The organism is Brevundimonas sp. RM1, assembly GCF_052907225.1.
The window spans coordinates 72,441-96,512 of the sequence record NZ_JBRERY010000004.1; the positions used below are offsets into that span (position 1 = coordinate 72,441).

General features: G+C 67.7%; 20 protein-coding genes. 9 read left to right on the forward strand and 11 right to left on the reverse strand.

Features of this window, described 5'->3' with window-relative positions:
- The first annotated feature begins 97 nt into the window (after positions 1-97).
- The 4 genes from ACU5AP_RS05870 (at position 98) to ACU5AP_RS05885 (ending at position 2,721) form a co-directional block, all read left to right on the forward strand.
- Positions 98-1,573, forward strand: a complete 1,476-nt coding sequence (locus ACU5AP_RS05870; RefSeq protein ID WP_046654253.1) for a leucyl aminopeptidase — start codon at positions 98-100, stop codon at positions 1,571-1,573.
- 25 nt (positions 1,574-1,598) lie between these two features.
- On the forward strand, positions 1,599-2,060 hold the full coding sequence (locus ACU5AP_RS05875) for a DNA polymerase III subunit chi (protein WP_003165424.1): 462 nt from the start codon (positions 1,599-1,601) through the stop codon (positions 2,058-2,060).
- Between the two features lie 80 nt (positions 2,061-2,140).
- Complete coding sequence (locus ACU5AP_RS05880) at positions 2,141-2,401, forward strand: hypothetical protein (RefSeq protein WP_232464015.1); 261 nt, start codon at positions 2,141-2,143, stop codon at positions 2,399-2,401.
- 17 nt (positions 2,402-2,418) lie between these two features.
- On the forward strand, positions 2,419-2,721 hold the full coding sequence (locus tag ACU5AP_RS05885) for a hemolysin (protein WP_046654251.1): 303 nt from the start codon (positions 2,419-2,421) through the stop codon (positions 2,719-2,721).
- A 49-nt stretch (positions 2,722-2,770) separates the two neighbouring features.
- Here the strand turns inward: ACU5AP_RS05885 and ACU5AP_RS05890 are convergent, their stop codons facing one another.
- Together ACU5AP_RS05890 and ACU5AP_RS05895 are read right to left on the reverse strand one after the other, a co-directional pair.
- Entirely contained in the window at positions 2,771-3,013 is a 243-nt protein-coding gene (locus ACU5AP_RS05890; protein ID WP_003165418.1) for a DUF2164 family protein, read from the reverse strand.
- The gene (locus ACU5AP_RS05895; RefSeq protein ID WP_128720250.1) at positions 3,013-4,905 is read right to left on the reverse strand and encodes an ABC-F family ATP-binding cassette domain-containing protein; all 1,893 of its coding nucleotides are present in this window, start codon (positions 4,903-4,905) and stop codon (positions 3,013-3,015) included. The genes ACU5AP_RS05890 and ACU5AP_RS05895 overlap by 1 nt, the downstream gene beginning before the upstream one ends.
- Positions 4,906-5,008: 103 nt before the next feature.
- Here ACU5AP_RS05895 and ndk point away from each other — a divergent pair, with 103 nt between their 5' ends.
- Both ndk and ACU5AP_RS05905 read left to right on the forward strand, forming a co-directional pair.
- The gene (gene ndk, locus ACU5AP_RS05900; protein WP_003165416.1) at positions 5,009-5,428 is read left to right on the forward strand and encodes a nucleoside-diphosphate kinase; all 420 of its coding nucleotides are present in this window, start codon (positions 5,009-5,011) and stop codon (positions 5,426-5,428) included.
- A 215-nt stretch (positions 5,429-5,643) separates the two neighbouring features.
- The gene (locus ACU5AP_RS05905; RefSeq protein ID WP_369822373.1) at positions 5,644-5,865 is read left to right on the forward strand and encodes a hypothetical protein; all 222 of its coding nucleotides are present in this window, start codon (positions 5,644-5,646) and stop codon (positions 5,863-5,865) included.
- An 84-nt stretch (positions 5,866-5,949) separates the two neighbouring features.
- Here the strand turns inward: ACU5AP_RS05905 and ACU5AP_RS05910 are convergent, their stop codons facing one another.
- Together ACU5AP_RS05910 and purN are read right to left on the reverse strand one after the other, a co-directional pair.
- Positions 5,950-8,007 (reverse strand): M13 family metallopeptidase, encoded by a 2,058-nt coding sequence (locus tag ACU5AP_RS05910; protein WP_446680936.1) that lies wholly within the window; start codon positions 8,005-8,007, stop codon positions 5,950-5,952.
- A 116-nt stretch (positions 8,008-8,123) separates the two neighbouring features.
- Positions 8,124-8,708, reverse strand: a complete 585-nt coding sequence (gene purN, locus ACU5AP_RS05915; RefSeq protein ID WP_446680937.1) for a phosphoribosylglycinamide formyltransferase — start codon at positions 8,706-8,708, stop codon at positions 8,124-8,126.
- 203 nt (positions 8,709-8,911) lie between these two features.
- Between purN and ACU5AP_RS05920 the strand changes: the two genes are divergently transcribed.
- Entirely contained in the window at positions 8,912-10,504 is a 1,593-nt protein-coding gene (locus ACU5AP_RS05920) for a S10 family peptidase (protein ID WP_446680938.1), read from the forward strand.
- 181 nt (positions 10,505-10,685) lie between these two features.
- On the opposite strand, the gene purM is transcribed toward ACU5AP_RS05920, so the two are convergent.
- The gene (gene purM / locus ACU5AP_RS05925) at positions 10,686-11,723 is read right to left on the reverse strand and encodes a phosphoribosylformylglycinamidine cyclo-ligase (RefSeq protein WP_046654244.1); all 1,038 of its coding nucleotides are present in this window, start codon (positions 11,721-11,723) and stop codon (positions 10,686-10,688) included.
- A gap of 81 nt (positions 11,724-11,804) precedes the next feature.
- On the opposite strand from purM, the gene rnd reads away from it, so the two are divergent.
- On the forward strand, positions 11,805-12,959 hold the full coding sequence (gene rnd, locus ACU5AP_RS05930) for a ribonuclease D (protein WP_046654243.1): 1,155 nt from the start codon (positions 11,805-11,807) through the stop codon (positions 12,957-12,959).
- 28 nt (positions 12,960-12,987) lie between these two features.
- Here rnd and ACU5AP_RS05935 read toward each other — a convergent pair whose 3' ends face one another.
- The 3 genes from ACU5AP_RS05935 to ACU5AP_RS05945 form a co-directional block, all read right to left on the reverse strand.
- The gene (locus tag ACU5AP_RS05935; protein ID WP_128720247.1) at positions 12,988-14,478 is read right to left on the reverse strand and encodes a Ppx/GppA phosphatase family protein; all 1,491 of its coding nucleotides are present in this window, start codon (positions 14,476-14,478) and stop codon (positions 12,988-12,990) included.
- Complete coding sequence (locus ACU5AP_RS05940; protein WP_446680939.1) at positions 14,478-16,709, reverse strand: RNA degradosome polyphosphate kinase; 2,232 nt, start codon at positions 16,707-16,709, stop codon at positions 14,478-14,480. The genes ACU5AP_RS05935 and ACU5AP_RS05940 overlap by 1 nt, the downstream gene beginning before the upstream one ends.
- A 404-nt stretch (positions 16,710-17,113) precedes the next feature.
- On the reverse strand, positions 17,114-17,788 hold the full coding sequence (locus ACU5AP_RS05945) for a chromosomal replication initiator DnaA (protein ID WP_446680940.1): 675 nt from the start codon (positions 17,786-17,788) through the stop codon (positions 17,114-17,116).
- Positions 17,789-17,985: 197 nt separating this feature from the next.
- On the opposite strand from ACU5AP_RS05945, the gene aspS reads away from it, so the two are divergent.
- A complete protein-coding gene (aspS, locus tag ACU5AP_RS05950) occupies positions 17,986-19,818 on the forward strand; it encodes an aspartate--tRNA ligase (protein WP_446680941.1) in 1,833 nt (610 codons plus the stop codon).
- A gap of 63 nt (positions 19,819-19,881) precedes the next feature.
- On the opposite strand, the gene ACU5AP_RS05955 is transcribed toward aspS, so the two are convergent.
- The 3 genes from ACU5AP_RS05955 to ACU5AP_RS05965 all read right to left on the reverse strand — a co-directional run bounded on the left by ACU5AP_RS05955 (position 19,882) and on the right by ACU5AP_RS05965 (position 24,031).
- Positions 19,882-20,790: a pentapeptide repeat-containing protein gene (locus ACU5AP_RS05955; protein ID WP_446680942.1), complete on the reverse strand. Its 909-nt coding sequence runs from the start codon at positions 20,788-20,790 to the stop codon at positions 19,882-19,884.
- 65 nt (positions 20,791-20,855) lie between these two features.
- On the reverse strand, positions 20,856-21,350 hold the full coding sequence (locus ACU5AP_RS05960; protein WP_446680943.1) for a pentapeptide repeat-containing protein: 495 nt from the start codon (positions 21,348-21,350) through the stop codon (positions 20,856-20,858).
- Positions 21,351-21,421: 71 nt separating this feature from the next.
- Positions 21,422-24,031 (reverse strand): TSCPD domain-containing protein, encoded by a 2,610-nt coding sequence (locus tag ACU5AP_RS05965; RefSeq protein WP_446680944.1) that lies wholly within the window; start codon positions 24,029-24,031, stop codon positions 21,422-21,424.
- Positions 24,032-24,072: the final 41 nt, after the last annotated feature.

The window sequence follows — 24,072 nt, forward strand, 5'->3', positions numbered from 1 at the left end:
ATGTAATACACATCCGGCCGCCCCGACGAAACCGTCGCCGCGACCATGGCAAATTCAAGCGTGACCGGGGCATGATTTCTCGGTTTGGAGTCAGTTTATGAAAATCGAATTCGTCGCTTCGTCGGGTGCAGCCGAAATTCTCGCCTTGCTGGTTCATGAAGGGCGGGCGCTGGCTGGGACCGGACCGGCGCTGGATCAGGCCGCCTCGGGCGCCCTGGTTAAGGCGATGAAGAACAGCCGCTTCAACGGCGCCGCCAGCAGCAGCCTGAACGTCGCGGCTCCGGCCGGGATCGACGCGAACGCCGTCCTGCTGGTCGGCGCGGGCGCGGCGGACAAGCTGGACGATCTGGCGGTCGAAACCGCGGCTGCGGCCGCTTATCAGGCGACCAAGCTGTCGGGCGCCGAAGTCCTGACTATCGACGTGTCGCACCTGTCGCCGGAACTGGCCGCCCGCGCCGGATTCGCCGTGCGGCTGGCCGCCTATCGCTTCGCCAAATACCTGACCAAGCAGAAGGCCGATAAGATCCCGTCGGTGACGACCGTGCGCGTCGTGACCTCGGACGTGAAGGCCGCAGAGGCCGCCTTCCAGCCGTTGTCGGCTGTGGCCGACGCCGTGCTGTTCGCGCGCGACCTGGTGTCGGAGCCCGCCAACATCCTGTACCCGGCCGAGTTCGCGCGCCGCGTGAAGGAGCTGGAGGCCCTGGGCGCCAAGGTCGAGATCCTGGGCGAAGCCGAGATGCAGAAGCTGGGCATGGGCTCGCTGCTCGGCGTCGGGCAGGGCTCGGTGCGTGAAAGCCAACTGGCCGTCATCCAGTGGAACGGCGGCAAGGAAGGCGAGGCCCCCATCGCTTTCGTCGGCAAGGGCGTCTGCTTCGACACCGGCGGCATCAGCCTGAAGCCCGCCGACGGCATGGAGGAGATGAAGTGGGACATGGGCGGCGCCGCCGCCGTGGCCGGCCTCATGCACGCCCTGGTCGGCCGCAAGGCCAAGGTGAACGTCGTCGGCGTTCTGGGCCTGGTCGAGAATATGCCGGACGGGAACGCCCAGCGTCCGGGCGACGTCGTCACCTCCATGTCGGGCCAGACCATCGAGGTGCTGAACACCGACGCCGAAGGCCGCCTCGTGCTGGCCGACGCGCTCTGGTACACGCAGGACCGCTTCAAGCCGAAGTTCATGATCGACCTGGCCACCCTGACGGGCGCCATCATCATCTCGCTGGGCCTGGAATACGCGGGCGTCTTCACCAACAGCGACGAACTGGCCGCCAACATCGCCGACGCCGGTCCGAAGGTGGGCGAGAAGTCCTGGCGCATGCCTATCCCGGCGGAATACGACCGCCACATCGACAGCCCGATCGCCGATGTGAAGAACATGGGCAATGGCCGCGCCGGCGGCTCGATCACCGCCGCCCTGTTCCTGCAACGCTTCACCAACGGCACGCCGTGGGCGCACATCGACATCGCCTCGACCGCCTGGGTGAAGGACTCCAAGAACCCGACCGTGCCGGACGGCGCCGTGGGCTATGGCGTGCGTCTGCTCGACCGCATGGTCGCCGACCACTACGAAGGCTGACCTCAGTTCAGGAAGGTAGGGCCGGGTGTCTGACGCCAAGCCGGAAATCTGGTTCTACCACCTGGAGCGGTCGACGCTGGATCAGGTGCTGCCGACCCTGCTGGAGCGCACGCTTCAGCGGGGATGGCGCGCTCTGATCCGGGGCGCGACCTCGCACCGGCTCGACGACATCGACGAGCTGTTGTGGACCTATCGCGACGACAGTTTCCTGCCGCACGGACGGGCTGACGGCGGACACGCTGCGCGCCAGCCTGTGCTCCTGTCCGAATCGGGCGAGAATCTGAATGGCGCTCAGGCGCTGTTCATCGTCGATGATTCAGAGCTTGGGGCCACGCAGGAGTTCGCACGTTGCTTCATCATTTTCGACGGTCGGGACGAGCAGGCGCTGAACCATGCGCGCGGGCGCTGGCGGACGCTGAAGGCGGACGGCGCCGACCTGGCCTACTGGAAACAATCGGACGAGGGCCGCTGGGAAAAAGCGGCCTGATCCTGGGCGTCGGCCTGGTCGCCCTGTCGGCGTGCGCCTCGCCGCCGCCTGCGCGACACGCCGGCCAGCCGACGGCGCCGGTGCGGACGCCGGTCTCTTCCACTGAACGGCCCTATCTGTCCGAACCGGGCGTCCGCAGCATCGACGGCGACATGTGCAAGGCCGGCGAGCTTCAGTGGCTGGTCGGGAAACCGCGCAGCCAGATTCCCGTTCCGGTGGATGTGGTGAACCGTCGCGTCGCCTGCACGACCTGTCCCGTAACCGAAGACTATTCGCCTTACCGCTTGAATATTTTCTATAATCAGCAGACGGGCCTGGTCGAACAGGTTCGCTGCGGCTGATCGAAAAGGACGCCGCCATGAAGACGATTCTGACTCTGAGCGCCGCTGCGGGCTTCCTCGCCCTGGCCGCCTGCGCCCCGACCCAGGGCGGCGGCGCGACGCCTGCGCCCGGCGGCGAGGCGACCCCCGTCGCCTGCAAGGCCAGCGACTATCAGGAGTATGTGGGCCGCAATCGCTCGACCATTCCGACCGCGCCGCAAGGCCGCATCTTCCGCGTCCTGTGCAGCAGCTGCGCGGCGACCATGGACTATCGCGAGAACCGCGTGACCTTCACCTACGACGACAAGACCAACCTAGTGACGCGCGTCAGCTGCGGCTGAGTTCAAACAATATCCGCTCACCCCGGTGGAGGCCGGGTGAGCGGGGGGCTTATCGCTCCAGGCCGTAGAGGGCGTCGGCGACGTCCTCTACCTTCTGGCGCACCACGGTCTCCGCGTCGCGCAGGCCGCGGTTGTAGAACAGGCGGCCGATGTCGCGGCCGATGAACTCCACCAGCATCTCGGCGGGCAACTGGCCGACCTCCACCTCCATCTCGTCGCGCAGGTAGGCGCGCAGACGGGCGGACGCCTCCTGCATCTCGTCCTTGGTCAGCAGGGGCGGCGTCTTGCTCATCAGGACACCTCGGCCAGGGCTTCTTCGGCGGCGATCCAGTCGACTTCGGCCTGATCCAGGTCGGTCTGGGCCTTGGCGCGGGCGCGGGTCAGGCCTTCCAGCTTCTTCGGATCATTGACGGCGGCGTTGGCCAGATCGTCGTCCAGACGCGCCAGGTCGGCGGTCAGCTGGGCCATCTTCTCTTCCGCCTTCTTCACCGCATGGCGGAGCGTGGACGGAGACGGCCCCTTCTTCTTTTCGGCCTTGGGCGTGGGCGTGGGCGCGGGAGCGGGAGCCTCGGCCACAGCTTCCTCATGCTTGACCTGGCTGGGCTTCATCCCCGCCTGCTTGGCGCGGTCCAGGACGAACTTCTGATAGTCGTCCATGTCGCCGTCGAACGGCTTCACCGACCCGTCGGCGGCCAGCCACAGGCGGTCGGCCACCAGCTCCATCAGCGAACGGTCGTGGGTGATCAGGATGACCGCGCCCGTATATTCGTTCAGCGCGTCCAGCAGGGCGCGGCGGCTGTCGATGTCTAGGTGGTTGGTCGGTTCGTCCAGGATCAGGATGTGCGGCGCATCCATCGCCACCAGGTTCAGCAGCAGGCGCGCTCGTTCGCCGCCCGACAGGGACGCCACGGTGGTCTCCTGCTTCTCGAAGGGCAGGCCGAACTGGGCCAGGCGGCTGCGGCGGCTGCTCTCCGAGGCGTCCGGCATGGCGCGGCGGATGATCTCCAGCGGCGTGTCGGTCGGGTCCATCGCTTCGATCTGGTGCTGGTGGAACCAGCCCACGCGCATCTTGCCGTCACGGTGGAACTCGCCCGTCTCGACGGTCAGGGCCTTGGCGATCAGCTTGGCGAAGGTCGACTTGCCCGCCCCGTTGACGCCCAGCAGGCCGATCCGGTCGTCCAGATCCATCCGCAGGTTCAGGTTCTTCAGGATCGGCTTGCCCGGCTCATAGCCGACGTTGGCCTTCTCCAGCCGGATCAGCGGCGGGGGCAGGGGGCGCTCCGGCGAGGGCAGGCTGAAGGGGGCGACGCGCTCTTCGGGCGGCAGTTCGATGCGCTGCATCTTCTCCAGCCGCTTGACGCGCGACTGGGCCTGCGTCGCCTTGGACGCCTTGGCCTTGAAGCGGTCGATGAACTTCTGCAGGTGAGCGCGTTCGGCGTCCTGCTTGGCCTGGGTCGACGCCATCAGGCGCAGCTTCTCGGCGCGCGTCTTTTCGAAGGTGTCGTAGTTGCCGGTGTAGAGGTCCAGCTTGCGGTTCGACAGCTGCAGGATGTGGGTGCAGACGCCGTTCAGCAGCTCGCGGTCGTGGCTGATGATCAGGGCCGTGTGCGGATAGCGTTTCAGCCGCTGCTCCAGCCACAGGGCGCCTTCCAGATCGAGGTAGTTGGTCGGTTCGTCCAGCAGCAGCATGTCCGGCTCGGCGAACAGAGCGGCGGCCAGGGCCACGCGCATCCGCCAGCCGCCCGAGAACTCGGCCATCGGGCGTAGGATGTCGTCATGGCTGAAGCCCAGGCCGGCCAGGATTTCGGACGCGCGGGCGGGGGCGCTGTCGGCGTCGATCTCGATCAGGCGGCCCCAGATCTCGCCCATTTCCTCGGGCTCGGCGGTTTCCAGCCGGGTCAGCAGGTCGTGACGCTCGACGTCGGCTTCCAGGATGGTGTCCAGCACGCTGACGGGCGTCGCGGGGTGTTCCTGATCGACCGAGCCAATGCGCGCGGTCTTGGGCAGGGAGATTTCGTCGCCATTGGCGGCCAGTTCGCCCAGGATCAGCTTGAACAGGGTCGACTTGCCGATGCCGTTGCGGCCGACCAGGCCGACCTTGGACCCCGGCGGCAGGCTGACGGAGGCGTCGTCCAGGAACTCGCGGCCCCAGGCGTTGTAGGTCAGGTTTTTGATCTGCAGCATGGGAACCGGAAAGAAAAAGGCTTACGCGCGGGGATATTGGAAAGATGTGCGGCGCTCGCTATAAGCCGCCGACCCTCAAACTCCCAAACAAGAAGTCACTCCCATGACCGAACGTACGTTCTCGATCATCAAGCCGGACGCCACCCGCCGTAACCTGACGGGCGCCATCAACGCCGTGATCGAAGGCGCCGGCCTGCGCATCGTCGGCCAACGCCGCGTCAAGCTGACCGAAGCCCAAGCCAAGAAGTTCTACGAAGTGCACGCCGAGCGTCCCTTCTACGGCGAACTGGTCTCGCAGATGATCGCCGAGCCGGTCGTCGTCCAGGTGCTGGAAGGCGACAACGCCGTCGCCAAATACCGCGAAGTCATGGGCGCCACCAACCCGAACGACGCCGCTGAAGGCACCATCCGCAAGCTGTTCGCCCTGTCGATCGGCGAGAACTCGGTCCACGGTTCGGACTCGCTGGAGAACGCCGGCATCGAGATCGCCCAGTTCTTCACGGACGCCGACATCGTCGGCTAAGGGCCTTTCCTGAGGGGCCGCGATCGTCGACCCTTCGGGATATCCCGACCGGACGCGGCCTGTTTTTCTGAGCCGCGGTCAAAAGGCTTCTCCTTTTCGACCCGACGCGGCCTGATCGTTTGCGGCCAAGCTGTGTGACAATTCGGCCCGCCCTCGGAACCGGGGGCGGGCCGTTTCGTTCTCATGGTCACGCTGTCTCTCGAAGAAGAACAAGGATGACCGCCATGAAGACGATGCTGAAACTCGCCCCAGTGATCGGCCTGACGGCTCTGCTGGCCGCTTGCGGCACGACCACGGAACAACGCGCCGCCACGGGCGCCCTGGGCGGCGCGGTCGCCGGTCAGGCGATCGGCGGCAACACCGGCGCGACGGTCGCCGGCGGCGTCATCGGCGCCGTTGCAGGCGCCGCCACCACGCCGAAGAAGCCGCACGAATAAGCCTTTCGCCGCAAGGGGGAAACAAAAAGGGCGTCGGCCGCGAAGCCGACGCCCTTTCCTTTTGTCCGTCGCCGGACGCGCCGCTTACCAGATGCGGGCGCGCTTTTCGGGGGCGATGTATTCCGCCTGATCCGGGGTGACGCCGAAGGCGGCGTACCAGGCGTCGATGTTGCGCGGCGTGGTGGCGGCGCGCGCCATGCCCGGCGAGTGCGGGTCGGTGGTCAACTGCTCTTTCAGAGCCTCTTCGCGCGACTTCTCGCGCCACACCTGGGCCCAGCCCAGGAAGACGCGCTGTTCGCCGGTCAGACCGTCGATCACCGGGGCCGGCTGGCCGTTCAGGCTGCGCTTATAGGCGTCCAGCGCCATCAGCAGGCCGCCCAGGTCGGCGATGTTCTCGCCCATGGTCAGGTCGCCGTTGATGTGCGTGCCCGGCACCGGCTCCTCGGCGGCGTAGATGGCGCCCAGCGTCTTGGCGCGCTCCTCGAAGCGGGCGGCGTCTTCGGGCGTCCACCAGTCGCGCAGCACGCCGTTGGCGTCGGTCTTGCGGCCCTGATCGTCGAAGCCGTGGGTGATCTCGTGGCCGATCACGGCGCCGATGCCGCCGTAGTTGACCGCCGGATCGGCGTTCGGATCGAAGAAGGGCGCCTGCAGGATGGCGGCCGGGAAGACGATCTCGTTGCGCGGCGGGTTGTAATAGGCGTTCACCGTCTGGGGCGTCATGCCCCATTCCAGCGGATCGACCGGCTGGCCGATCTTGCTGCGGTTCCAGGCCCAGTCGAAGGCGGAGGCGCGCTCGACGTTGCCGTAGAGGTCGCCCGCCGTCAGCTCCAGCCCGTCATAGCTGCGCCATTTCTCGGGATAGCCGATCTTCACGCCGAACTTGGACATCTTCAGCAGGGCCTGCTCGCGCGTGGCCTCGCTCATCCAGTCCAGGGCCTTCAGACGCTCGGTCATGGCGGCGCTGAGGTTGGCGACCAGAGTCTCCATCTGCGTCTTGGACGAAGCCGGGAAGTGCAGGCGGACGTATTCCTGACCCAGAACCTCGCCCAGCTGGCCGTCGACCAGGGCGACGCCGCGGTTCCAGCGCGGACGGTTCTCGGGCTGGCCGCGCAGGGTCTTGCCGCGGAACTCGAAGCGCGAGTCGACGAAGGCGTCGGACAGATAGGGGCTGGCCTGATCGACGGTCTGGAAGGCCTGCCAGGCCTTCAGCGTCTCGATCGGGGTGTCGGCGAACACCTGGGCGATGCCGGGGATGGCGGTGTTCTCCATCAGCACCAGGGTCGGCACGCTTTCGACCTTGGAGGCCTGCAGGAAGGCGGCCCAGTCGAAGCCCGGCGCGAAGGTCGACAGTTGCGCGGCCGGGGTCGGGTTGTAAATCTTGTCGATCTGGCGGCGCTCGACCGTGGTCCAGTGCTTCTCGGCCACCTTGGTCTCGAAGGCCAGGATGTCGGCGGCGGTCTGGGCCGGGTTGCTCCAGCCGGCGGCGGTCAGGGCGCGCGTGACATACCCGACATAGGCTTCGCGCTGCGTGGCGAAGTCAGGCTTCAGATAATAGTCGCGGTCCGGCAGGCCCAGGCCGCCCTGGCCCAGATAGGCCGAGTTGACGTTGGGGTCTTGCAAGTCCTCGAACACGGCCACCCCGAACAGGGAGCCGCCGAAGCCTTCGTGGCTGGCGCCCATCAGGCGAGCCATGTCGCTGTGGTTCGCGACGGCGCGGATGGCGGCCAGGTCGGCGGCCATGGGCTGGGCGCCCAGCTGGTTCACGCGGGCCTCGTCCATGAAGCTGGCGTACAGGGCGCCGACCTTGCGGGCGTTGTCGTTGACCGGGTTGGCGGCGCTGGCCTCGATGATGGCGCGAAGCTGGGCCTGCGAGTTCTCATACAGGACGTCGAACGGGCCGAAGCGGGCCTTGTCGGCCGGAATTTCGGTGTCGCGCAGATAGACGCCGTTGGCGTAGGCGTTGAAGTCGTCGCCCGGCTTCACCGTCAGGTCGCGGCCGTCCAGGTCGAAGCCCCAGGGCTTGATCTCGGGCGTGGTCGAAGCGGTCGCCGAGGCGTGGGCGTGTTGGGCGAAGGTCGGCTGAGCCGAGAAGGCGAGGGCGAGCGCCATGGCGGCGGCGCTCATCAGGCGGGTTTTCATCATCGGGTCTTTCCCAGTGGTGCAGACGTGCGCGATTACGCCATCAGGGCGGCGCATTCGTGCTTGCGAGCAACCTGCGCTCGCCTGCGACCGGCTGTCGCATTAAAAATCGTTAAGTATTACGAGCGGCGGACGAAATCGGCGAGCGCCTGGGGATAAAGGCCGTGCTCCGCCGCCTTGACCCGTTCGGCCAGAATGTCGGGCGTGTCGCCCGGCAGGATCGGCACGCGCACCTGGCCCAGGATCGGGCCTTCATCGACGCCCTCGGTGACGATGTGGACGGTGCAGCCCGCCTCAAGGTCTCCGGCCTCTATGGCGCGGGCGTGGGTGTTCAGGCCGGGATAGAGCGGCAATAGCGACGGGTGGATGTTCAGCATCCGGTCCGCCCACTTGCCGACCAGCCACGGGGTCAGCAGGCGCATGTATCCGGCCAGGGCCACGACCTGGACGCCGCGCTCGACCAGCAGGGCGTCGAGGGCGCGCTCGTGCGCCTCGCGGTCCTTGCCGAAGGGCTTGTGCTCGACCGTCAACGCCTCGACGCCTGCCGCCTCGGCCTTGGTCAGGCCGCCCGCGCCCGCGATGTTGGAGACGACGACCACGACTTCATACGGCGCGTCCGCCGCCTGACCCACTGCGATCAGGCTGGCCATGTTCGAGCCGGTTCCCGAGATCAGGACGGCGACGCGGGTTTTGGCGACGGACATGGGCGGCTCACGCGTTGAAAAAGGCGCGACTGCCATGCGGCCCCGACGGCGACTTAGCAAGAGGGACTTCAAGGCGAAAGGGAGGGCGCAGCGCCGCCGAACGAATATCGACCAACTGATGCAAACTCCGTTGCTTCTTCGGAAACGGCGGCGCTAGCGTCGATCCGCCGGAGAGTCCGGCATCCTAGGGGGGAGTATCCTATATGCGTCGTCTGTTGACCGCCGCCTGCGCTGCGGCCCTGTTGGCCGCGCCGACCGTTTCCATGGCTCAGGAAGCCGCGTCCAGCGGCGGTTCGGGTCCGATCCGCTCGGCGGCCGAACGTCTGCGCAACGCCAACGCCGAACAGATCGAGAAGAACTGGGCCCGCGCCAGCGCCGACGAACAGACGGTGACGACCAGCCACTCGATCACCGCCCACGGCCGCGCCATGCGCTACAAGGCCACGGCCGGCACCCTGACGGTCCGCAACGACGCGGGAATGCCGACGGCCAGCCTCTTCTATGTGGCCTATACGCTGGACGGCCAGCCGGTCGGCCGTCGCCCGATCACCTATATGTTCAACGGCGGGCCGGGTTCGCCGACGGTGTGGCTGCACATGGGCGCCTTCGGCCCGATGCGGGTCCAGACCGACGCTCCGGTGGTCGAGCGTCCGGGGCCGTTCAACCTGGCGCCCAACGACATGACCCTGCTGGACAAGACCGACCTGGTCTTCATCGACATGGTCGGCGCCGGCTATTCGCGCCCGCTGGGCGAGACGCCGGGTTCGGCCTTCTGGGGCGTGGATCAGGACGCGGACACCTTCGCCCGCGCCATCATGCGCTACACGACCAAGTTCGACCGCTGGTCCAGCCCGAAATACGTTCTGGGCGAAAGCTACGGCACCTTGCGCGCGGGCGCCTTGGTGCATCAGTTGGAAAGCCGCGGCATGTCGCTGAACGGCGTGGTGCTGCTGTCGTCGATCATGAACTACGGCGTGCGCCAGCCGGGCTATCCGCAGAACTTCGTCACCCTGCTGCCGACCTATGCGGCGACGGCCTGGTATCACAACAAGATCCCGAACAAGCCCAGCCTGGAAGAACACGTCCAGCGCGCCCGCGAATTCGCCATCGGCCCGTACTCGGCCGCCCTGTCGAAGGGGCATCTGATCTCGGACGCCGAGCGCGCCCAGATCGCCCAGCAGATGAGCGCCCTGATCGGCATTTCGCCCGAGGTTCTGGATCAGGCCAATCTGCGCCTTGAGCTGAGCCCGTTCCGCAAGGAGCTGCTGCGCGACCGTCGCCAGACGGTCGGCCGCCTGGACACCCGCTACCTGGGCATCGACGCCAATGCGGTCGGCGGCTCGCCCGAGGAAGACCCCTCCAGCAGCGCCATCACCGGCGCCTATTTCAGCATCTTCCGCGACTATGTGGCCACGACGCTGAACTATCGCACCGACATGGACTATCGTCAGTCGGCGCGCGGCCTGCCGGGCTTTGACTGGGACTGGAGCCACCGCCCGCCGGTCGGCGGCCCGCAGACCACGCCGAACACGGCGGTCGACCTGGCCACGACCATCCGCCGCAATCCGCACCTGAAGGTGCTGGCGCTGAACGGCTATTACGACGCCGCCACGCCCTTCTTCAGCACGGAGTACGACCTGGCCCAGATGATGCTGGAGCCGCACCTGCGCGGGAACCTGGAGTTCACCTACTATGAAGGCGGCCACATGATGTACACGGCCCGCCCGGCGCTGGAGCAGCTCTACACCGACATGGCCAAGTTCTACGACGAGACGCAGAACGGCGGCCTGCGCTAAGGATACCTCTCTCCGCTCATCCCGGCGGACGCCGGGATCCAGTCCTTTGGCCTTAGGCTCGGCGCCTGAGGTTCTCACTGGGCCCCGGCGTCCGCCGGGGTGAGCGGTAGAGAAATGCGGGCGCAGAAAAAAGGCCCCAGTCGCTGACCGGGGCCTTAGTCTTATCCGAAGCGGCGACCCCTTACGCCGCCTGAAGCTGTCCGCAGACGAACGCCGTCTCGCCCGCGTTCAGCAGGGCAGCCAGCACCGGCTCGACGTTCTCCGGCGCGACGATCAGGATGAAGCCCACGCCGCAGTTGAAGGTGCGGCGCATTTCGTGATCCGAAACGCCGCCCGTCTCGCCCAACCACTGGAAGACGGCGGGCATCGGCCAGGCGTCCCAGTCGAAGCTGGCTTCCAGGCCCTCGGCGATGCAGCGCGGCGGGTTCTCGATCAGGCCGCCGCCCGTGATATGGGCCGCGCCCTTGATCAGGTCCGCCTTCATCAGCGGCAGGACCGGCTTCACATAGATGCGGGTCGGCTCCATCAGGGCCTGGGCCAGGGTCTGGTCCTTGGCGAAGGGGGCGTCGTCGCCCCAGGCCAGGCCGGACTTCTCGACCACCTTGCGGATCAGCGAATAGCCGTTCGAGTGCGGACCCGAGGAGGCCAGGCCGATGATGACGTCGCCCGGCTTCTGCTGATCCAGATAGGGCAGCACCTTGCCGCGCTCGACCGCGCCGACCGAGAAGCCTGCCAGGTCGTAGTCGCCGCCCGAATACATGCCCGGCATTTCGGCCGTCTCGCCGCCGACCAGGGCGCTGCCCGACTGGCGGCAGCCCTCGGCGATGCCGGCGACGACGCGGCGCGCGGCGTCCACGTCCAGCTTGCCCGTGGCGTAGTAGTCCAGGAACATCAGCGGCTCGGCGCCCTGGGCCAGCAGGTCGTTGACGCACATGGCGACCAGATCGACGCCCACGCCGTCGTGACGGCCGGTCTCGATAGCGATCTTCAGCTTGGTGCCGACGCCGTCCGTGGTGGTGACGATCAGCGGGTCTTCAAAACCGGCGGCCTTGAGGTCGAACAGGGCGCCGAAACCGCCCAGCGAGGCCTCTGCGCCGGGGCGGCGCGTGGATTTGGCCAGGGGCTTGATCGCGTCGACCAGCTGTTCTCCGGCGTCGATGTCCACGCCTGCATCGGCGTAGGTCAGACCGTTTTTCAGGGCCTCGGGGGTGTCGCTCATCGGTCACGGCTCGAAATCGGGGGCGAAAATTTGTCGCGGCGCTCTTGCCACGACGGCGTCGCGCGGGGCTATAGCATCGGAATGACGCCAATCACCACCAATGACGCGCTGATCGCCTTCTGCGAGCGTTTGGCCAAGGCCCCGTACATCACCGTTGATACGGAATTTATGCGGGAAACGACCTACTGGCCCAAGCTGTGCCTGATTCAGGCGGCGGCTTCGCCGACGGACGCCGCCATCATCGATCCGATGGCGGAGGGGCTGGATCTGGAGCCTTTCCTCGACATCCTGCGGGACGAATCGATTCTGAAGGTCTTCCACGCGGCCCGGCAGGACGTGGAGATTTTCAACAAGCTGGGCGCCATGCCGCGCCCGCTGTTCGACACCCAGGTCGCCGCCATGGCCGCCGGTTTCGGCGATCAGGTCAGCTATGAGGCTCTGGTCCGTCAGATGCTGCGTCAGGAGCTGGACAAGGGCAGCCGCTTCACCGACTGGGCGCGTCGCCCGCTGTCGGACGCGCAGCTGACTTATGCCCTGGGCGACGTGACGCACCTGTCGGCCCTTTATCCCAAGCTGCGCGACCGGCTGCAGAAGGAGGGCCGTCTGGACTGGGTCATGTCGGAAATGGGCGCGGTCACGGACCCGGCCCTCTACGACACCTCGCCCGAGAACGCCTGGAAGCGGCTGAAGCCCAAGAAGTTCAACGCCAAATATCTGGCCGCCTTCGTCGCTGTCGCCGTCTGGCGCGAGCGCGCGGCCCAGGAGCGCGATCAACCGCGCGGCCGCATCCTGAAGGACGAGGCCATCGACGAGATCGCCGTCCAGGCGCCGACCGACCCCGACGCCTTCAACCGCCTGCGTTCGGTGCCCAAGGGCTTCGGCGGCTCGCGCCTGGGGCTGGAGCTGGCGGCCGAGCTGAAGCGCGTCCTGGCCGACCCGGAAGCCCATGCGCCCAAGCTGGAGCGCCCGGCCAACAACCAGCCCGCGCCGCCCTCGGTGGTGGAACTGCTGAAGGTGCTGCTGAAGGCCAAGAGCGACAACGCGGGCGTGGCGGCCAAGCTGATCGCCACCGTGTCGGACCTGGAGAAGATCGCGCTGAACGACAACGCCGACGTCGAGGCCATGAAGGGCTGGCGCCGTCAGCTGTTCGGCGAGGACGCGCTGAAGCTCAAGAAGGGCGAGATCGCCCTGGTGCTGAACGGCGCCCGCGTCGAAGTGGTCGAGATCGAGGGCTGATCAACCCTCTCCCATCGGGAGAGGGTTTTTAGATTTTCAACGCCAGATCCATCGCTTCGGCCAGGGCCTTGGCCCGGCGTTTGGTCTGTTCGCCCAGCAGCATGTCGGCGTAGCCCGTGGCGGCCGTCACCCGCAGGGCGCCTTTCTCGACCGTGGCCGTGGCGTTGGCCAGAAGCTGCGGCGAACGGCCCGACAGGTCGCAGGCCAGCCGCATGGCCAGCCCCAGGGCGCGGGCGCGCTTCTGGCCTTTTTCCGACAGCAGGCGGTTGACGGTGTCCGGCGCGGGCGTGCGCGCCTCGCCGCCATAGCGGGCGTTCATCGCCACCGCCATGAAGGCGCGCTCGGCGTGGGTCTGGCCGGGAATGGGCGACCACAGCACCTGATCGAACACCAGGTTGGTGCGGTGGTCCGGGTGCAGCCGCGCGCCCAGATCGGCCAGGCGGCAGACCGAAGACGTCAGCAGGGCGTCGCGTTCCTCGCCGAACACCTCGGGCAGGGCCGAGGCGACCGATTGCAGCCAGCCGTCCAGCGCGCGGGGCAGGGCGGGGTCCACGCCCTGGCGCCCGCCCCAGGCGGAACACCCCGCCAGCAGGGGATCGACCGCCCGCATGGCCGGCTCCATGCCGTGATACAGCAGCCCCTCACGCACGCCCCAGGCCGAGAAGTTGACGGAGGTCAGCGCCAGCCGTTCGATCAGTCCCTCCAGCACCAGGGCGGCATAGGGCAGGGTCTCGGCGCGGCGCTTGGAAAGGCCGGGCAGCTTTTCAAGCGAGGCGCGGGACTGACGCGCGACCAGTCGGGCCATGTCGCGGGCGTCGGCGGCGCTCATGGCGTATTGGTGGACGATGCGGATCGGGTGATCGGCCATGGCCATGTGCATCTGGGCCAGGCTGCGCCAGGCGCCGCCGACGGCGTAGAGCGTCGGGGTCGCGTAATCGTCTTCGATCGGCTCCAGCCGCTTGGCGATGCGGCCGCGCAGGCGATCGGCGTCGAAGCCCTTGGCGTCCAGCAGGGCGAAGGGCCCCAGCGGCAGGGTCACGCCCTTGCCGCGCGGACCGTCGCCGATCCGCGTCAGCTCCAGACTGGCGCCGCCCATGTCGGCGGCCACGCCGCGCGCGCCGGGATCGCCCGCCAGCACGCCCAGCGCTGAATATTTCGCCTCTTCCTCGCCGCTCAGGACGCGGATGCGCAGCCCCGTCTCGGCGGCCACGCGCTCGCAGAACAGGGGGCCGTCCTCGGCCTCGCGCACGGCGGCGGTGGCGGCGACCAGCACCTGGTCCGGCTGGACGCCCTCGATCACGGCGGCGAAGCGGCGCAGCGCCGTCATGGCCATGACCACGCCCGGTTCAGACAGGCGTCGGGTCGCGGCCAGATCGCGGCCCAGACCCGCCAGAACCTTTTCGTTGAACATGGTCCAGACGGCGCGGCCTTCCAGCCGATACAGCACCAGGCGCACCGAGTTGGAGCCGATGTCGATGACGGCGATCTGTTTGGACTCGTATTCGCGCTCGGGGCTCATCAGCGGCGCTTCCGCGGCTTGAGGCCCGGATAGGACAGGGCGCCGGGCAGGGTCTTCACCTTGCGGCCGCGTCCCGACAGGCTGGGGTTGGTCATGAAGTATTTGTGCGCCGAGAAGGGCCGCTCCGACCCGCTGGGGGTCACCCGGCGATAGGAGCCGTCGGGCTCCAGCACCCAGCTCTGGGCGTCGTCCTTCAGATTGGCGACCATGATCTGGTCCAGCACCTGATCGTGGACGGTGGCGTTCAGGATCGGCGTCATCAACTCGACCCGGCGGTCCAGGTTGCGCGGCATCCAGTCGGCCGAGGAGATGTAGAGCCGCGCCCGGTTGCTGGGCAGGTCGTGCCCGTTGGCGAAGGCGACGATGCGGCTGTGCTCCAGGAATCGGCCGACGATCGACTTAACCCGGATATTCTCCGACAGGCCCGGCACGCCGGGACGCAGGCAGCAGATGCCCCGGATGACCAGTTCGATGCGTACGCCCTGCTGGCTGGCGCGATACAGGGCGTCGATGATCTCCGGGTCGACCAGGGCGTTCATCTTGGCCCAGATGGCGGCGGGCTTGCCCTTGGCGGCGGCGGCCATCTCCTTGCCGATCATCTCGATCAGGCTGGACTTCATGTTCAGCGGCGAGACGACCAGGGCTTCCAGTTCATCCGGCGTCGCGTAGCCGGTGATGTAGTTGAACACCCGCGTCGCATCGCGACCCAGCGCCGGGTCGCAGGTGAACAGGCTCAGGTCCGTGTAGATCTTGGCCGTGACCGGGTGATAGTTGCCGGTGCCGAAGTGGCAGTAGGTGCGAAGGCTGTCGCCCTCGCGTCGGACGACGACGCTCATCTTGGCGTGCGTCTTGTACTCGACGAAGCCGAAGACGACGTGGACGCCCGCCCGCTCCATCTGGCGCGCCCAGCGCAGGTTGGCTTCTTCGTCGAAGCGGGCCTTCAGTTCGACCAGGGCGGTGACGTTCTTGCCGTTCTCGGCCGCCTCGATCAGGGCGGCGACGATAGGGCTGTCCTTGGACGTGCGATAGAGCGTCTGCTTGATGGCGATGACGTTGGGATCGCGCGCGGCCTGACGCAGGAACTGGACCACCACATCGAAGCTCTCAAACGGGTGGTGGATCAGCATGTCCTTCTCGCGCACGGCCGCGAAGATGTCGCCGCCGTTGTCGCGCACCCGCTCGGGGTAGCGCGGCTCATAGCCCTTGAACTTCAGGTCGGGGTGGCCGCCGGGGATCAGTTCGGACAGTTGCGCCAGGCCCAGCATGCCGTCGACCAGCACCACGTCCTGCGGCTGGGCGTGAAGCTGGCCGATGATGAAGTCGCGCAGGTCGTCGGGCATGTCCGCCTGGATCTTGATGCGGACGACCGAGCCCATTCGGCGCTGCTTCAGCGCCTCTTCGAACTCCATCACTAGGTCTTCGGCCTCTTCCTCGATCTCGATGTCGGAATCGCGGATCAGGCGGAACAGGCCCTTTTCCAGGATCTCGCAGCCCGGGAACATGTGGTCGATGAACAGCAGCAGCAGGTTTTCCAGCGAGACGTAGCGCGTGCGTCCCGGCGTCGAGCGCCCGTCTGTCGCCAGCGCCCAGAAACGCCGCACCTGGGTCGGCACCGGCACCAGGGCGTAAAGGACGCGGTTGTCGCTGTTGCGCTGCAGCTTTAGCGCCAGCGAGAAGCCCAGGTTCGGCAGGAAGGGGAAGGGATGCGCCGGGTCGATCGCCATCGGCGTCAGCACGGCGAACAGCTGATTCAGGAACTCCGGCTCCAGCCGTTCGCGCTCTGTCTTGGTGATGCGGGCGCGTTCGACGATCTCAATGCCGGCAGCGGCCATCTCCTTGCGCAGGACGCGCCACTGACGCTGCTGTTCGGCCATCAGGCCGCCCGCCGCCGCATTGACCTGTTCGAGCTGCTGGGCCGGCGTCAGGCCGTCAGGCGAGACGACGCGCACCCGCTCACGCACCTGACCCTTCAGACCGGCGACGCGGGTCATGAAGAACTCGTCCAGGTTGTTGGCCGAGATGGACAGGAAGCGCACCCGCTCCAGCAGGGGGTGACCCTCGTTCGCGGCCTCTTCCAGCACCCGGCCGTTGAAGGCCAGCCAAGACAGCTCGCGGTTGATGAACCGCTTGGGCGAGGCCATCAACGCCTCGGACAGCTCCAGCTGCGGGGCGCGCGAGGAAGGGACTTCCTCGCCGGTGGTGTCGACGGCGATAGGCGCGAGATCAGTCATGATTCCGTTGTCGCTCGCGCCTGTGACGGCTGCAACCGTGATGTTCTGAGACAGGCTCATTGACGCAGGGACAGTACAGCCGAACCTTGTTAGGCAAGGAGCATGAGAACGCCTGTCCGTTTCGGAGCATGTCCATCTTGCCGTCGGCGCTTACCGCTGAGCCGCGCCCTATCGCAATTTCGTCCGAGACCCTTTGATTGCCGAGGTTGCGGGGCTCGCATTATCCGGTCGTCGAGCATGAGTTGGCTGGGCGTCAGTCTGTTTGTGGCGCTGTTCGTCGCCCGGATGGTCGTAGACCGAAGCAGTGCAGCTTTCGGCTTTTTGGTTTTGGGTGCGGCGGCGCTGTTGGTGTTGATACCAATCCTCTTCACCCCAGTGGCTTTAGCTGCAGAAGAGGTTGCGCCTCAAGATTCTGCGATATCACCGCCATCCAGCACCTGACGGGCCAGCACGCGCGTCACCGGGCGGTGCAGGGCGTCCAGGCGGTCGACCACGGCCTCGGCGGCGTCGGCCGAGCGGTCGATGCGGCGGACCAGATAGTCGATCAGTTCATCGGCCGGGGTGATGTTCCGGCTGACGAAGGCGCGGCGCAGCATGGCGGCGAAGACCACGTCGTCGGGCGCCTCTATCCCCACGGTGCGGATGGCGTTCAGGCGCGAACGCAGGTCGGGCAGGTCCGTGGCCCAGGCGCCTGGCGGATCGCGCGACACCAGCAGCAGGGCGCCGCCGCCCGACTGGGTCAGGTTGATCAGGTGGAACAGGCTCTCGTCGTCCGCGTCCTGGGCCCGGTCCAGCAGGACGGGGCGGCCCTCAAGCTCCAGCGGATCGACCAGGGCGGCCTCGGCGCCGTGCAGGGCGATGGCGCCGGTGCGCTCGACCCAGGCGGCGGCCAAGTGGCTCTTGCCGCAACCTGCCGGGCCGAACAGGGCCAGGATGGCGCCGGGCGTTTCCGGCCAGGCGGCCAGGGCGGCCACGCCCGCCGCGTTCGCTTCCGAGATCGCCAGGTCGGAGGCGCGTTGCGGCGTCTCCTGCTGCAGCGGCAGGCGCAGTTGACGGATTTCGGCGGCCGAGGCGTTCATGATGACCGGACCCTAGCCGGGCCGGGACGCGGGCGTCTCTGTTGATAGGGCGGGATCACGGGGACAACCTGCGCGCCGCTGTGGATGGCGCATCCTGTTCGATTCAGGCGTCAGCCTTGACTTTCGGGGGCGATGATGGGCCTTTCCCCGCTCCTAATTCACGCTGTTCGACAGCCGTTTTCAGACGAAATCCGATCATGCACGCCTATCGCACCCACACCTGCGGCGCCCTCCGTTCGACGGATGCCGGCGCGAACGTTCGTCTGTCGGGCTGGATTCACCGCAAGCGCGACCACGGCGGCCTGCTGTTCATCGACCTGCGCGACCACTACGGCCTGACTCAGCTGGTCCTGCACCCCGAAACGCCGGGCTTCGAGGTGGTCGAGCGCCTGCGCGCCGAGAGCGTGATCAAGGTCGACGGCGAAGTCGTCCTGCGCGAAGGCTCGACCGTCAACACCAACCTGCCGACCGGCGAGGTCGAGGTGCGCGTCCTGTCGGTGGAAGTGCTGTCGGAAGCCGCCGAACTGCCGATGCCGGTCTTCGGCGAGCAGGAATATCCGGAAGAGATTCGCCTGAGCAACCGCTTCCTCGACCTGCGTCGCGAGCGTCTGCACAAGAACATCGTCCTGCGTTCGCGCGTGATCCAGTCGATCCGCACGCGCATGGTGGCGCAGGGCTTCCTCGAGTATCAGACGCCGATCCTGACGGCCTCGTCGCCGGAAGGCGCGCGCGATTTCCTGGTGCCGAGCCGGATGCACCCGGGCAAGTTCTACGCCCTGCCGCAGGCCCCGCAGCAGTTCAAGCAGCTGCTGATGGTCTCGGGCTTCGACCGCTATTTCCAGATCGCGCCCTGCTTCCGCGATGAAGACCTGCGCGCCGACCGTTCGCTGGAGTTCTACCAGCTCGACGTGGAAATGAGCTTCGTGACCCAGGAAGACGTCTTCCAGGCGATCGAGCCGCTGATGCACGGCCTGTTCACCGAGTTCGGCGAAGGCAAGCCGGTGTCGCCGATCGACGGCGTCCACACCTTCACCAACGACTTCGGTCAGACGATGGAGCACAAGGGCTTCGAGCGCCTGACGTTCGAACAGTCGATGAAGTGGTACGGTTCGGACAAGCCGGACCTGCGTAACCCGATCAAGATGCAGGACGTGTCTGACCACTTCCGCGAGGGCGGTTTCGGCCTGTTCGCCAAGATTCTGGGCGCCGACGAGAAGAACGCCGTCTGGGCCATCCCGGCGCCGACCGGCGGCAGCCGCGCCTTCTGCGACCGCATGAACTCCTGGGCGCAGGGCGAGGGTCAGCCGGGCCTGGGCTACATCTTCTGGTCGGACGATCAGCAGTCGTGGGGCGGCCCCATCGCCAAGAACCTGGGTCAGGAGCCGACGCAGGCCCTGATGACCTCGCTGGGTCTGGGCAAGGGCGACGCCGCCTTCTTCACCGCCGGTCTGCCGTCGGTTTTCGCCAAGTTCGCCGGTCTGGCCCGCACCCGCGTCGGCACGGAGCTGAAGCTGGTCGACGAGGACCAGTTCAAGTTCTGCTGGATCGTCGACTTCCCCATGTTCGAATGGTCGGAAGAAGAGAAGAAGGTCGACTTCAGCCACAACCCCTTCTCGATGCCGCAGGGCGGCATGGAGGCGCTGGAGACGCAGGATCCGCTGACCATCCGCGCCTATCAGTACGACATCGTCTGCAACGGCTATGAGCTGTGCTCGGGCGCGATCCGGAACCACAAGGCCGAGATCATGCTGAAGGCCTTCGACATCGCCGGCTATGACGCCTCGGTGGTCGAAGAGCAGTTCGGCGGCATGCTGAACGCCTTCCGCTACGGCGCGCCGCCGCACGGCGGTCTGGCGCCGGGCATCGACCGCATCGTCATGCTGCTGGCGGGCGAACAGGCTATCCGCGAGGTCATCGCCTTCCCGCTGAACCAGCAGGGACAGGATTTGCTGATGAGCGCCCCGGCCGAGGTCGAGGAGCGTCAGCTGAAGGAGCTGTCGATCCGCACCCAGCTGCCGATCAAGGTCTGATCGGAGCCATAGGGCTGAATTGGAAAAGGGAGGGGGCGACCCCTCCTTTTTTGCGTCCGGTCCTCAGTTGCCCGAGGTGATGACCAAGTTGCGCTGGCGCGGCGGAATCGGGGGGACGGGCGGCGTCGGCGGTGCGGGCGGGGTACGGATGACGCGGACGCCGCCGCGGCAGTTGCGGGCCGTTAGGCCGCCCGGCAGGCGGGTCGAGGCGTCGCCGCAGGCCTCTTCGACCTGATCGGCCGTCAGGCCGCGTGCCCGGGAGAGGTCCAGTCCGCGAATGTCGGTGCGGCGCAGGGAGGCGTCGCGGAAGTCGGTGCGATTGAAGCTGCCGCCGGACAGGCGCGCGTTGTCCAGGTCCGCGTTGCGGAAGGAGGCGTTGTCGAAATTGCCGCCTGACAGGTTGGAGGCCTTGACGTCGGCGCTTGTGAAGTCTGCGCCGCTGGCGTTCACATTGGCCAGGGTGGCGCCGAAGATCTCGGCTTCGTTCAGGCGGGCGCGGACCAGGACGGCGCTGTTCATATTGACGCCCTGAAGCTCGGCGCCGGTCAGATTGGCGCCGGTTAGGTTGGCCCGGATCAGGACCGCGCCGGTGGCCTCTGCGCCCATCAGCTGGGCGCCGCTCATATTGGCGTTGGTGAAGGTGGAGCCGACCATTTCGATGCCGCGCATGTCGGCCCGACTGAAGTCGGCGCCGACGAAGTTCGAGCCGACCAGTTCGGCGCCGCGCAGATTGGCCCCGACCAGGGTGGCGTAGGCGAAGTTGGCGCCGGTCAGCGTCGCGCCGGACAGGTCGCGGCCCGACAACTCGCAACGGGTGCAGCTTCCCCCCAGGGAGACCATGCGCGCGACGTCGCGGTCCTGGGGCCAAGTCGTGTCCACGGCGCCGGCCAGGGCTGGGGCGGCCGTCGTCAGTCCCATAAGGGCTGAGGCGGCGAGGGCCAGGCGGCGCAGGGGTGAAATGGAGCGTTTCATCACCCCTCCTGAATGCGCCTTAGTGCGTAAATACCCTACTTAAATCGTGGTAACGAAGGCGACGTTCAACAGGCGGGAATGCGCAGGCCTGAAGGCAAAACCGTGTTCTGATCGCCGCAGGCCTGATTGAGCTGCGACTGGGTCAGGCCGCGCGCGCGCGACATCTCGGCGCCCGACAGATTGGTCCCGTGCAGCTTGGCTCCGGTGAAGGTCGCGCCTTCCAGATAGGTTCCGACGAAGCTGGCGTTGGTCAGGTCCGCCCCGGTGAAGTTCGAGCTGGACAGCACCGCGCCGTATGCCTCGACGTCGCGCAGGTCCGAGCGGCTGAAGTTGGTGCGGTTCATCACCGACAGGCTGATGTCCGCCTGACGGATGCGCGCGCCGGACAGGTTCAGGCCCGTGCGCTCCAGGCCCGAGAAGTCGCCCTGGAACAGGTTGCAGCCGGGGCAGGAGGCGCCGCGACGCACCTGGCTGATCTGAGAGGCGTTCTGCGCCGAGGCGGGCAGGGCCGTCAGCGTCAGGCCGACGGCGGCGAGAAGGGCGATGGCGGGACGGATCATGCGGATGGCTCCAGGCTTTGCGCCTGTTGCAGCAAGAAGCGGGCCGCCGTTTCGGGACAGTGCGTCCCGTTTCAACCTTGAACTTGGGGAGTCGCGCCGCAGGCGCCGCATACGGGCGTCCCGTTCCGGTCCGTCAGCATCAAGTCGCCGCACTCGGGACAGGGGCCGGCCTGCACGGGCGGCGTGGTGCGCGGCGACGGCTCCTTCCGGCCGAAGGGGGCGACGATCAGATTGTCAGGCGCCGCGCCTCGGGCGAAGCCCTTGGAGATGAAGCGGGCGGCGGGCACGGGCTGGGGCGCGTCGGTCGGGGCGCCGTCCATGCCGTCCAGATTGGCGGCCTCGGGCGTGACCTGCGCCAGTTCGCGACGGTCCAGATAAGAGACGCCCAGTTCGCGGAACACATAGTCGAGGATGGAGGTCGCCGAGCGGATGGAGTCATTGCCTGTGACCCGCCCCGACGGCTCGAACCGGGTGAAGACGAAGGCGTCCACGAACTCATCCAGCGGCACGCCGTATTGCAGGCCGATGGAGATGGCGATGGCGAAGTTGTTCATCATCGAGCGGAAGGCGGCGCCTTCCTTGTGCATGTCGATGAAGATCTCGCCCAGTTCGCCGTCTTCGTATTCGCCGGTATGGATATAGACCTTGTGGCCGCCGACCGAGGCCTTCTGGATATAGCCCTTGCGGCGATCGGGCAGGCGGCGGCGGGTGCGGTCGCGCTCGACCACCTTCTCGACCACGCGCTCGACGGTCTGGGGCGCGGCTTGCGGCGGGGCCTCGGCGCGGCGGGGGGCCTCCACCTCGGGCAGGGTCAGGCGGAAGCTGAGCGGGGCTTCTGCGCGACGCAAGGCCACGGCGCGGCGATCGTCACGCGCGCCGTCGGCGATGGCGCGGCCGATCTGCATGGCGTCGGCGCGCCAGTCCAACAGGCGGGGGCGAGCGTCGGGCGCGTCGCTGAACGGCTCGATCGTCTGGCGCAGCGCCGCCTCCAGATCGGCGCCCGACGTCGCCAATAGGGCCGTCAGCGACGGCGGCGCCTGATCCCAGTCCGACAGGTCCGGTCGACCGAAGACATAGGCGGTCGCGGCTTCGATCTCTTCGGCCGTGAAGCCCAGGCGGGGCAGCAGGGCGCCCTCGTCCGGCGTCAGCCCCAGTACGTCGCCGATGAAGCCTGCGTCCAGCACCGGCGGAGCGAAGGCGGGGCCGAAGTCTTCGACCAGGGCCAGGGCGCGCTCGATGGCCTCCAGCTCCAGATCGGTGAAGCCCAGTTCTCGCAGGCGTCCGTGGCTTACGCCCGGCGCCTCGGCCAGGGTGCGGCGGCCGAACAGATGGCGCTCCGCCGCCTCGACGTCGCCGCCCGCCGCGACGATGGCGGCGGCCAGGGCGGGCCTCAGTCGCCGGGCGATTTCGTCGTCGGCGGTCTGGAACACATCCGTCGCGCTGAACGGCGACAGGCCCAGCCGCAGGCCCAGCTCAGCCTCGTCGACGAACAGGCTGATCACGGCGTTGCGTCGTCCGTTCTGCTCCAGTGGGGCGGCGTCGCGTCCTTGCGCGTGAAGCGCGGCGATGACGTCATCTTTGGCGGTCGCCCATTCAGGGCAGGGCGCCAGTCGGGCCGCCAGATCGCAGGAGGTCTGGGACGCCATCTCAGCGACGCGGCGTCCGAGAGCGGCCGTCTGCGCGGCAGGGTCGGTTCCGTCCTGGCCGACCGCCCAATCCGCCAGACCGCCGAGGCCCAGGGCGATGGGCCGCGCAGCCTGCGCCTCGGCCTGGCTCGTCTGGTCCAGTTCGATGTCCAGCGCCGTGGTCCATAGGGCGACCAGGGCGTCCAGGGATGCGTCGAAGTCCGCTCCGGCCAGCGCCGCCAGGGCGGGCAGGTTCAGGATCGCTCGCGCGCCCGTCTGGGCGGCGGCCATGGCCTCGGCGTCGGAGGGCGAAAAGACGACCACGACCGGGCCTTCCTGCACGGCCTCGGCCACGGCGGCGGTTCGGGGATCGCCCGACGCGGTGGTGTCGCGCGCCGCCAGAACGGGCAGGGCGGCGGGATGTTCGGCGGCCTCGATCGTGAGATCGGCGGGCTCGCCCTGAATGGCGCGCAGGATGTCGGCGTCGGCGGCGCCGCAGCGGCGCGCCGCCACGGCCGCGCGGGCCAGGGCCGGGTTGGCGGCGGGATCGGCGCAGGCTTCGCGCGGGCCTTCGCAACGGGAGACGGCGTCGGCGACCTCGCCCAGCGCCTTGGCCAGGGCTTCGGTCGCGCGCGAGGACAGGCGACGCCCGCGCCAGGCGGCGGCCTGGGCCGACAGGGCCTGCGTCGCATCCGGTTCGGACAGGTCGATCAGCGGCAGGAAGCCGTTCATCGTCGGCAAGGCGGGGGCGGCGAGGCCCAGCAGCACGGACGCTGCGAGTTCAGCAGCGAATCGCTCGGCCTCGGCCGTCGTAGCCAGGGCGCCGCTTTCACTCCCCTCGGACGCCAGTCGCGCGGCCCAACCGTGGATGGCGTCGTCGAGGGCATGGGGGGGCGACGGCGCCTGGCTTTCAGCCCAGTCCAGCCAGGCTTCGACGGGGACATCGGTCCACCCGGCGGGCGCTGTGACCGGCGTCAGGGCGCGACCGCGCTCGATCTCGCGGGGCTCGAAAGCGAGCGTCGCGGCGAGAGGAGCAAAGTGAGCCTTGAAGCGCATTCCACGTCTCCACGCATGTCGTCTGAACCAGCTTACCGACA

Coding starts and splice junctions, on each gene's coding strand:
- ACU5AP_RS05870 (WP_046654253.1), top strand. CDS start 98: ATGAAAATCGAATTCGTCGCTTCGTCGGGTGCAGCCGAAATTCTCGCC.
- ACU5AP_RS05885 (WP_046654251.1), top strand. CDS start 2,419: ATGAAGACGATTCTGACTCTGAGCGCCGCTGCGGGCTTCCTCGCCCTG.
- ACU5AP_RS05890 (WP_003165418.1), bottom strand. CDS start 3,013: ATGAGCAAGACGCCGCCCCTGCTGACCAAGGACGAGATGCAGGAGGCG.
- ACU5AP_RS05895 (WP_128720250.1), bottom strand. CDS start 4,905: ATGCTGCAGATCAAAAACCTGACCTACAACGCCTGGGGCCGCGAGTTC.
- ndk (WP_003165416.1), top strand. CDS start 5,009: ATGACCGAACGTACGTTCTCGATCATCAAGCCGGACGCCACCCGCCGT.
- ACU5AP_RS05905 (WP_369822373.1), top strand. CDS start 5,644: ATGACCGCCATGAAGACGATGCTGAAACTCGCCCCAGTGATCGGCCTG.
- ACU5AP_RS05910 (WP_446680936.1), bottom strand. CDS start 8,007: ATGATGAAAACCCGCCTGATGAGCGCCGCCGCCATGGCGCTCGCCCTC.
- purN (WP_446680937.1), bottom strand. CDS start 8,708: ATGTCCGTCGCCAAAACCCGCGTCGCCGTCCTGATCTCGGGAACCGGC.
- ACU5AP_RS05920 (WP_446680938.1), top strand. CDS start 8,912: ATGCGTCGTCTGTTGACCGCCGCCTGCGCTGCGGCCCTGTTGGCCGCG.
- purM (WP_046654244.1), bottom strand. CDS start 11,723: ATGAGCGACACCCCCGAGGCCCTGAAAAACGGTCTGACCTACGCCGAT.
- rnd (WP_046654243.1), top strand. CDS start 11,805: ATGACGCCAATCACCACCAATGACGCGCTGATCGCCTTCTGCGAGCGT.
- ACU5AP_RS05935 (WP_128720247.1), bottom strand. CDS start 14,478: ATGAGCCCCGAGCGCGAATACGAGTCCAAACAGATCGCCGTCATCGAC.
- ACU5AP_RS05940 (WP_446680939.1), bottom strand. CDS start 16,709: ATGACTGATCTCGCGCCTATCGCCGTCGACACCACCGGCGAGGAAGTC.
- ACU5AP_RS05945 (WP_446680940.1), bottom strand. CDS start 17,788: ATGAACGCCTCGGCCGCCGAAATCCGTCAACTGCGCCTGCCGCTGCAG.
- aspS (WP_446680941.1), top strand. CDS start 17,986: ATGCACGCCTATCGCACCCACACCTGCGGCGCCCTCCGTTCGACGGAT.
- ACU5AP_RS05955 (WP_446680942.1), bottom strand. CDS start 20,790: ATGAAACGCTCCATTTCACCCCTGCGCCGCCTGGCCCTCGCCGCCTCA.
- ACU5AP_RS05960 (WP_446680943.1), bottom strand. CDS start 21,350: ATGATCCGTCCCGCCATCGCCCTTCTCGCCGCCGTCGGCCTGACGCTG.
- ACU5AP_RS05965 (WP_446680944.1), bottom strand. CDS start 24,031: ATGCGCTTCAAGGCTCACTTTGCTCCTCTCGCCGCGACGCTCGCTTTC.